The organism is Daejeonella sp. (assembly GCF_036405355.1).
In the GTDB taxonomy this organism is placed as follows: Bacteria; Bacteroidota; Bacteroidia; order Sphingobacteriales; family Sphingobacteriaceae; genus Daejeonella.
This window is the reverse complement of sequence record NZ_DASWXT010000043.1, coordinates 1-8,958: the sequence shown is the minus strand read 5'-3', so window position 1 is coordinate 8,958 and position 8,958 is coordinate 1. Positions and strand designations below refer to the sequence as shown.

Annotated in this window: 6 protein-coding genes; 4 read left to right on the top strand and 2 right to left on the bottom strand. The window is 38.8% G+C overall.

Features of this window, described 5'->3' with window-relative positions; genetic code table 11:
• The 4 genes from VGE44_RS05420 to VGE44_RS05405 form a co-directional block, all read left to right on the top strand.
• A partial coding sequence (locus tag VGE44_RS05420) for a hypothetical protein (RefSeq protein ID WP_331076731.1) occupies positions 1-389 on the top strand: 389 nt, incomplete at its 5' end.
• A gap of 17 nt (positions 390-406) precedes the next feature.
• A complete protein-coding gene (locus tag VGE44_RS05415; RefSeq protein WP_331076730.1) occupies positions 407-1,858 on the top strand; it encodes a right-handed parallel beta-helix repeat-containing protein in 1,452 nt (483 codons plus the stop codon).
• 90 nt (positions 1,859-1,948) lie between these two features.
• The gene (locus VGE44_RS05410) at positions 1,949-5,020 is read left to right on the top strand and encodes a DUF7133 domain-containing protein (RefSeq protein WP_331076729.1); all 3,072 of its coding nucleotides are present in this window, start codon (positions 1,949-1,951) and stop codon (positions 5,018-5,020) included.
• Positions 5,021-5,121: 101 nt separating this feature from the next.
• The gene (locus VGE44_RS05405) at positions 5,122-6,507 is read left to right on the top strand and encodes a chloride channel protein (protein ID WP_331076728.1); all 1,386 of its coding nucleotides are present in this window, start codon (positions 5,122-5,124) and stop codon (positions 6,505-6,507) included.
• Positions 6,508-6,517: 10 nt separating this feature from the next.
• Here the strand turns inward: VGE44_RS05405 and VGE44_RS05400 are convergent, their stop codons facing one another.
• Positions 6,518-7,363, bottom strand: coding sequence for a universal stress protein (locus tag VGE44_RS05400; RefSeq protein ID WP_331076727.1), 846 nt, complete (start codon positions 7,361-7,363; stop codon positions 6,518-6,520).
• Positions 7,364-7,410: 47 nt separating this feature from the next.
• Entirely contained in the window at positions 7,411-8,484 is a 1,074-nt protein-coding gene (locus VGE44_RS05395) for a mechanosensitive ion channel family protein (protein WP_331076726.1), read from the bottom strand.
• Between the last annotated feature and the right edge of the window lie 474 nt (positions 8,485-8,958).

Below are 8,958 nucleotides of genomic sequence, written 5' to 3'. Positions count from 1 at the left end.
AATTAGCAGAAGCTGATATCAACAACACAAACTGGCAGGGATTTAAAGAAAAGGATATGCTGTTAATTCTGAATTTTAAACAGCCTGTCAAAGTTAGTTCAACTGTCTTAAATTCAATTGTAAATGTAAATTCATCTGTGTTTCCTCCAAGCAGAATTGAAGTTTATGGCGGCTCAGACCCGGATAATTTGAAATTGCTGAATTCCTTTGATCCTAAAATGCCAGCTCAAAAGGATCCGCAACAAACCTTTAAATTTGAGGTTAAATTTAAACCTGAATCGGTTTCCTATTTGAAAATTATTGCAAAGCCAGTTAAAAAATTGCCTTCATGGCATCCTGCAAAGGATAAGCCTGCTCTGATTCTCTTTGATGAGATCCTGATAAATTAAACAGCAGAAACCAATATATGATACGCCTTTTTATGCCTTTTATTAAACTCCTGCTTATCATTCTTACAGTTTGCTTAGGATATGAAATCACTTATGCCGTAAATGTCAAAGATTTTGGTGCAAAAGGAGACGGTATAACAGATGATACCTATGCTATAAATGCTGCAATATCTGGTGCTTCCGATGGTTTGGTTGAATTTCCCCGTGGCAGCTACAGGATTACTAAAACTATAGAAATAGACCTATCCCTTCAGGGTACTATTGGTCTTTCAGGTCGTGGAGCAAGTGCAAATATCATCATGGGGGGAGAGGGTCCCGCTTTTCGTTTTATCGGTTCGCATGATAAAGGATCAGCTTTACCTGCATCAGTTAAACAGCTAACATGGGATAAAGAAAGGATGCCATTGATTGATGCTCTTGAAATTATTGGAGATAATGTTGATGCCGATGGAATAGAGCTAAAAAATACCTTTATGCCCACACTACGCGCCCTTCTGATCAGAAATGTGCGGAATGGGATACATTTGACCTCCCGAAACAGGAATGTACTGATTGATGGCTGTCATGTGTATAATAATAGTGGAATCGGTATATTCCTAGATCAGGTAAATATCCACCAGTTTATTATCAGCGACAGCCATATCAGCTATTGTAAAAAAGGGGGCATCAGTGTTATTAAGAGTGAAATTCGCAATTTTCAGATAACAGGTAATGATATAGAATACAACTGTGATCCTCAGGGACCAGCATCAGCGGATATTCTTGTGGATTGCACACAAGGTGGAAGTGTTCGCGAAGGAACGATATCGGGTAACACGATTCAGGCAATACCCAGTTCCGGGGGTGCAAATATTCGATTTTTGGGTTTAAACAGTAATCCGGACAAAATAGGTTTATGGAGCATTACCGGCAACCATATCAGCAATCAGGAACTAAATATTCATCTTGAAAATGCCCGTGGAATTAGTATCATTGGAAATACCTTCATTCGTGGATATAAACATCATTTACTGATAAATAATGGTCGTAATCTGGTCATAAATGGAAATGTGTTTGATCATAATGAAGATTATTTTCCTTCTCAGCCGTCTGCTTATGGGGGCATTTTGCTTAATCAGGGCGAAAATGTCATATTGAGTGATAACATAATAGATGGTTCAGGAAATGGGACTGCGGATGAAGGCGGTGCAATTGTGGTAAAAGATAGCCGGGAAATAAGTATCAGTGCCTGCCATATCAAAAATCCCAATTTCAACGGAATTCAGATTGAAAGGAGCACAAATTCTCGGATAATGAATTGTATCATTAGCGAGAGTGCTAAAAATAATGGAATGCAAAGAGGCATAACATTGAGGGGAGAATGTACCGGTACCCTGGTAAAGGATAATAGTATAACCAGGGGGAAACTAGGAGGAATCAGCAATAATGCAAGAGGCGTGGTACTGAAAGAGAATATTTCGATTGAATAAAATTATAGAATTTACATTTCAAAACTTAATTGTTTGTGCTGAATCTGAATAATTCGAATAATATCATTAGAATTTAATACCAAATTTTGAATGAATCTTAAAAATAAACTGTTTTACTCAGTGCTAATCATGTTTGCCGGGCTGCAGGCATGTAATAATAATCAGGAAAGCAAAGCACCTGCAATAGAAGATATTGCTGCGAATGAAGATGTAGCGCGTTATATGGAGGCATTCAAAGGACTCGGCGCCCTTACTGATTCAACTCAGCCTACGCAGCCACAGAAAGCACTTAGTAATTTTCGCATTCCTGATGACCTTAGCATGGATCTGGTCTTATCAGAACCTGATATAGTTCAGCCTGTTGAACTTAGTTTCGATCATCGCGGCCGTTTGTGGGTTGTGCAATATCATCAGTATCCATATCCTCTGGGGTTAAAAGTTACCAGTGTCGACAATTTTTTAAGGGTGCATTTTGACAAAGTACCAGTTGCTCCTCCCGGCGGACTTAAGGGTGCAGATAAGATCAGTATTTTTGAGGATACTGATGGTAATGGAACTTTTGACAAGTCAACTGATGCGATAAAAGGATTAAATATTGCAACAAGTGTGCTGACAGGAAGGGGGAAAATCTGGGTATTGAATCCACCATACCTGCTTTCCTATGATGATCCCAATGCAGATGGCATACCTGATAAGGAACCGGAAGTTCATTTAAGTGGATTTGGCCTGGAGGATACCCATGCAGTTGCCAATAGCTTGAGATGGGGACCAGACGGATGGCTTTATGGTGCACAGGGAAGTACCACAACCGCTAATATCAGTTCAGCAGTGTCGAAGAATATTGCCTTTTCGGGACAGGTTATCTGGAGATATAATATTGACACTAAAGTGTTTGAAGTTTTTGCCGAAGGTGGTGGAAATACCTTTAATGTAGAATTCGACAGTAAGGGAAGACTGTATTCAGGAAATAATGGGTCAGATCGGGGCCCTTATTACAAACAGGGCGGTTATTATCCTAGAAGTCTTGGCAAACACGGTCCTTACACAAATCCCTATACCTTTGGGAATCTTGATAATATGGAGCTTCTTGGAGAAAAAATCCGTTTTACGCATTCCCTGATAAGGTATGAAGGAGGCAGATTACCGGAAGTCTATGAGGGTAAGATGATTGCTGTCAATCCACTCTTGAATTACGTTCAGCTGGGCCGGTTTGAACCAAAAGGTTCTACTTTTAGAAATGTGGATGAACGAAAGATAGTTGAAACAGATGATCATTGGTTCAGACCCGTAAATATTAAAGCTGGTCCTGATGGGGCGGTTTATATTGCTGATTGGTATGATAGCAGGCTGTCGCATGTCGATCCCCGTGATACCTGGCATAAGAGTTCTGGCAGGATTTACCGGCTTCGCGCAAAGGATTCTAAGCCTGCATATCAAAATTTTGATCTGAGTAAATTAACAAATGCTCAGTTGATCAAGCAGCTAGAAAATAGAAATAAATGGTTCCGTCAGCAGGCCATGGTACAGTTTGCCAATCGAAAAGATAAGTCCATTGTACCCAGATTAAGGGATATTTTAAGAACGGCCAAGCCTGAGCTCGCACTGGAAGCACTTTGGGCGATAAATGCGAGCGGAGGATTCAACGATGAACTGGCAGGTATTGCTCTGAGTAACCAGGATCAATATGTACGGGAATGGGCTGTACGCTTACTTGGGGACAACAGAAAAGTCTCTCCGGCGATAGCTTCAAAGCTGTCGGCACTGGCAGCTGCTGAAACTAGTGTAATTGTTAGAAGTCAATTAGCGGCTACAGCAAAAAGACTTGCAGGACCCATTGCTATTCCAATAATGAAGAATCTGATCAAAAATCATGATGATTCGAATGACCCCGATATACCTTTACTGATTTGGTGGGCAATTGAAGCAAAATCCGAGACAGACCGGCAGGGTATTCTTTCTATATTCGAAGATAAAGGAATCTGGCAGAAAAAATTGGTCCAGGATGTCTTGCTGAAACGATTAATGCAGCGCTATATCATGTCGGCCGGTGATGCCAATTACAGTGCCGCCTCAAAACTGATTGGACTTGCTCCTTCTAAAGCTTATGCTAAAATTTTGATCAGCGGACTGCGTGAAGGGCTAAGGGGAAGGGATGCGATTGGTTTATCAGCAGAGCTTACTAAAGCAATTCAGCCATATCAGGCAGAACTTTTTGGGGCTCCGTTGGCACTATCTATCCGCCAGGGAAATGCGAATGCAATTAAAAAGGCACTCGGTATTATTGGTGATGATAATGCTGATTCTGATCAACGCTTATCCTATATCATTATTTTTGGTCAAGTGAATCAACCTGAATCAGTTCCTGTTTTATTAGGAATAATTGAAAGCAGTAAATCTACCGGGGCAATGAAAGAGGCAGCCTTACAGGCCCTGCAAAGATATGATAATGATGATATTGGTTTGAGGATAGTAAAGGCATACCCTCAGTTCAGAGGAGATGTTGGTGTAAGGAATGCAGCGCTTGAACTGTTTGCTGCAAGGGTAAGCTGGGCCAATCAACTGTTTATTGCGATCGGGGAAACCAAAAGGATAAGTAAAGATGATGTATCTGATCAACTCGCACGCAGGTTAAAACTATTGAACGATGCCAAAATCTCTGCTCTTGCCGATCGTTATTGGCCAAATGTGAAACTTTCAAGTTCGACTGAAAAGAATGATGCTCTGGCTAAATATTCAAAATTGATTAAATCAGGTTCAGGGGATATTAAAAACGGCAGAGCACTTTACCTGGCCAATTGCGGTTATTGTCACCGGCTGTTTAATGAGGGAGGGAGTATTGGACCGGATCTTACAGGCTATGAGCGCAGTAATGTGAACTACTTTTTGCTGAATATAATTGATCCAAATGCCGACATCAGAGAAGGTTATGGGCTTCACCGGATTATTACAACAGATGGACGTACGATAGAAGGGAAGATTGCAGCAAGTAATGGCGACACACATACTATTCAAACCCAGACGGGTAAAGAAATTATACTTTCTCAGAAACAAATTAAAGAAATGAAAGCATTACCGGTTTCCATCATGCCTGAACGCATCCTGGATCGCTTAAAAGATCAGGAAGTAAGGGATATATTTGCTTATATTATGAAGAAGAACTAAATTTAGCTTCCCTCCAGATTTTTAATCGGATCGCTTTCTGACGGTATTATTCAATCACTGTTGTGAAGATTTGAATCAGGCTAGTCATAGTTGAAGACAATATGAGATTTTTAAAAAAGATAAAGTTTTCACTTAAGAAAGGATTTGACAGGATTCGAAATGAAGAAATTAAAAGGAATGTTTTACAGGCAATTCCCTTTTGGATAGCTTCTGTAATTACCGGAATTATTGCCGTTATCTATTCCCGGTTATTTTTAATGGCAGAAGAGTTCGCTAAAATGATATTTCATTTTAACAGTTTACTTCTTTTCATACTAACTCCAGCTTGTTTCCTGTTCTCCTGGTGGTTGGTAAGGCACTTTGCACCCTATGCAAAAGGCAGTGGTATTCCACAAGTAATGGCTTCAATTGATCTGTCCTCGCCAAAAACAAGTTCAATTATTGATAAACTGCTTGGTTTTCGCATCCTTATCGTTAAAATAGCTTCCAGTCTTGTAATGGCTGCAGGTGGAGCTGCCATTGGAAGGGAAGGACCTACGATACAGATTGCTGCTTCTGTTTTCAGAGTTGTAAATGAGCGCCTTCCGCTATGGATACCAAAAATTGCAAAGAAAAATGTGATCATTACAGGTGCAGCGGCTGGATTGGCGGCAGCATTTAATACTCCCTTAGGAGGGATTGTATTTGCAATTGAGGAGCTAACAAAAACTCATTTCAGTTTCTATAAAACGGCCATATTTTCTTCTGTTATCATTGCAGGATTAACAGCTCAGGGCTTGATGGGTTCATACCTGTATTTGGGCTATCCAAAAGTAAACGATCTTTCGGTATGGATTATTGCACCCGTAATACTTGTCGCTGTTTTTGCCGGAATATCAGGGAGCATCATGTCAAAGCTGATTCTCGGAATATTAGTTTGGAAGTCTAAGTTGAAATTTACAAGTCACCATGTGCTGTTTATTATCTTATGCGCACTTTTCATAGCCTTTACAGCACATTTTTTCAACGCAGAAATCATGGGCTCCGGGAAAGATACAATGGAAAGGGTACTCTTTACCAATGATAAACATTCTGCCTGGTATACACCATTATTAAGAATAACAGGACCATTGATTTCTTTTACCACCGGAGGGGCCGGGGGAATATTTGCTCCCGCATTGGGTGCCGGAGCTTCCATTGGGTCATTTATCAGTGGTTGGTTTAACCTCTCTGATACAAGTACCAACCTTGTTATTTTAGCAGGAATGGTTGGTTTCCTTACCGGTGTTACAAGGTCTCCATTTACTTCGGCAATACTGGTACTTGAAATGACTGACCGGCACAGCGTGATATTCTATCTTATACTAGCAGGTATGATTGCTAGTCTGGTCTCAATAATTATAGATAAGCATTCCCTTTATGATCATTTAAAGCATCAGTATATCAAAGAATTAAATGAAGAAGAAGAAGATACCAGTAAAGCAAACTCAATTCAGACTAAACCTTGACTATCAGATGCTATTTCACATTAAGTACAGGTACTTTGGAATTATTAATGATAAACCTGTTTTTGCGCTGCATTCTGTGAGCTAAAAGGCCTTTGCTGGCATTTCCCGAAATTACAATAAGATCTGACTTATTTTCAGCTGCTTTCTTTAGGACTGATTTAGCTGTGGCTTTTGTGTTTTCAAGTTCAGTTTCAATGTTTTTGGTAGTATATGAAATGAGTTTATAAACTGAACTCATTAGTTTGTTCACAATATTAAGTTCATTTAAATCATTGTTTGACTTGATTGCCCCAAACAAAACTACTTTCGAAGCATTTTTTTCTATAATGGGCAATGTCACTTCCAGTTGAGGGGAATTGGATTTCTTTAACCAAAATGGGAATAGAATCTTTTTGAAATTATAATGAATACAACTCCCCGGAACAACCAGGACCGGACAGGATGAGTACTTGATAATCGTTGAAACGTCTCTGCTATAGAGCATATTGAACAGGATTGGATCCGGCTTTTTTTCTACAATTAGCAGTTCACAATTATAAATATTAACGATTCTGGCAACTGTAGCAGTGAAGCTGCCTTCTTCAATGTGATAATAACATTTTATTTGATGGGTTTCTTCCAGTTGTTTAGCATACGATTCTAATGATTTCATTTCGGCCATCATAGATTCCAGTCTGAATCCAATCAGTAATGCATTCTTTCCAATTGGGTAGGGGAAAGGGGTTTCTTTGTTAACCTTTAGCAAATGTAATGCAGCTTTATGCCGCTTGCACATAGAAATACCGATTTTAATTGCATTATCACTTGAATCGGAGAAATTTATTGCTACCAGAATATTCTTTATTGCTTTTTTCATAGTTCCTGTTTTAAGCTGATCAGCTCAGGTTAAATATCGACTGTTGTTTACTCCTGAAGTTCCTGTGTTTTACGAATTGGAACTGTATAAAGTGTTTGTGTTGGGTAGGCGAAGTCAATTTTTTCTGACTCAAACCTGCAGAGTATCCTGTGGTATATTTCCTGTTGTTTATCCATAAATACATTGTAATCAGCACTTAAAATGTAATAAACAAATTCAAAATCAAGACTGAAATCACCAAATCCTGAAAAATGCCCGCGGTCTAACCGTACATCTTTGGTGGATTCGATGATCTCTTTAACTATCACAGGGATTTCTTTCACAATCTCTGAGGTCGTCTGATATGTGACACCCAGCTTAAAGACTATCCGCCGCTCTTCCATCCGTTTATAATTATGAATCCTGGAGTTAGTCAAATAGGTATTGGAGCAGATTAGCTGTTCACCACTCAGAGTTCGAATTCTGGTGGTTTTTATGCCAATGTATTCGATAGTTCCCATATTATCTTCCACTATTATAAAGTCTCCAATTTGAAATGGTCTGTCAAAAAAGATCACAAAATAACTGAAAAGATCACCTAATATAGTTTGTGCGGCAAGAGCGATCGCAATTCCACCAATTCCCAATCCGGTTATCAGGGTAGTCACATTATAACCAAGATTGTCTATTATGAAGACCAACCCAAGTATCCAGATTATAATATTGATAATCAGAAGAAGACCATTGGCTTGCTTTTCCTCAGAATCTCTGTTTTCACTTGTTCTTATGAATGAAAAAATAAATTTTTTCACTACTGAAGTAATAATCCGAAGAATAAAAAATGTGATAAACAACAGCGTTGCTATCTGCAGTACAGACGCAATTTTGGGTCCAATTTGTAATAAGTTTATCGCTAATTGAAACACAGCAAGGTAACTAAGAGGAACGACTGATTTTTCGAAATTCAAAACAAGGAAATCATCAAATGTAGTTTCACTCCTGAATGCCCATAACTTAAGTCGCTTTAATATTACCCGTTTAAAAATAGCAATCAGTAAAATCCCTGCCACAAAAATGGAGAGCGATATTAGCCAATTCTGTAATGTATTACCAAAATAGATTCTGGACAAAAATTGAGTCATAGCCAGATGTTTTTATCTCCAAAGGAGAAGTGAACAGATGAACAAATCAGGGAGCCATAAGTATTTGCCGGAATAAGGGCTTTTTGCAGGCAACCTGCTTGTAATTAAAGGAACAATAAACTACCCGGGGTGAATTAAAAAATTCTGGTTAGGGATTATTGTTCAGGAAATACAAATATACAAAAAATAATTTTGGGCTTAAGGATGAAGACTTTATCCATGGAGAGGTCGACTATGCATTTAACCTGATAGGTGCTTAAATGAAATCTGCATTTGGTTTTCAATCTGAAATTAATGCTAAAAAAATGAATGGATCGGGGTTTGAGGCAGCTTACTTGAAATCTTATTAGCCTTGTGCTAAATCCTTTTAATTAGTAATACCATCTTGTTCTAAAAATAATACTCTGTTGATCTATAAAAGAAAACATTGATTATTTTAACACTGAATTAAGAAGGGCAATATTGAACTGATAC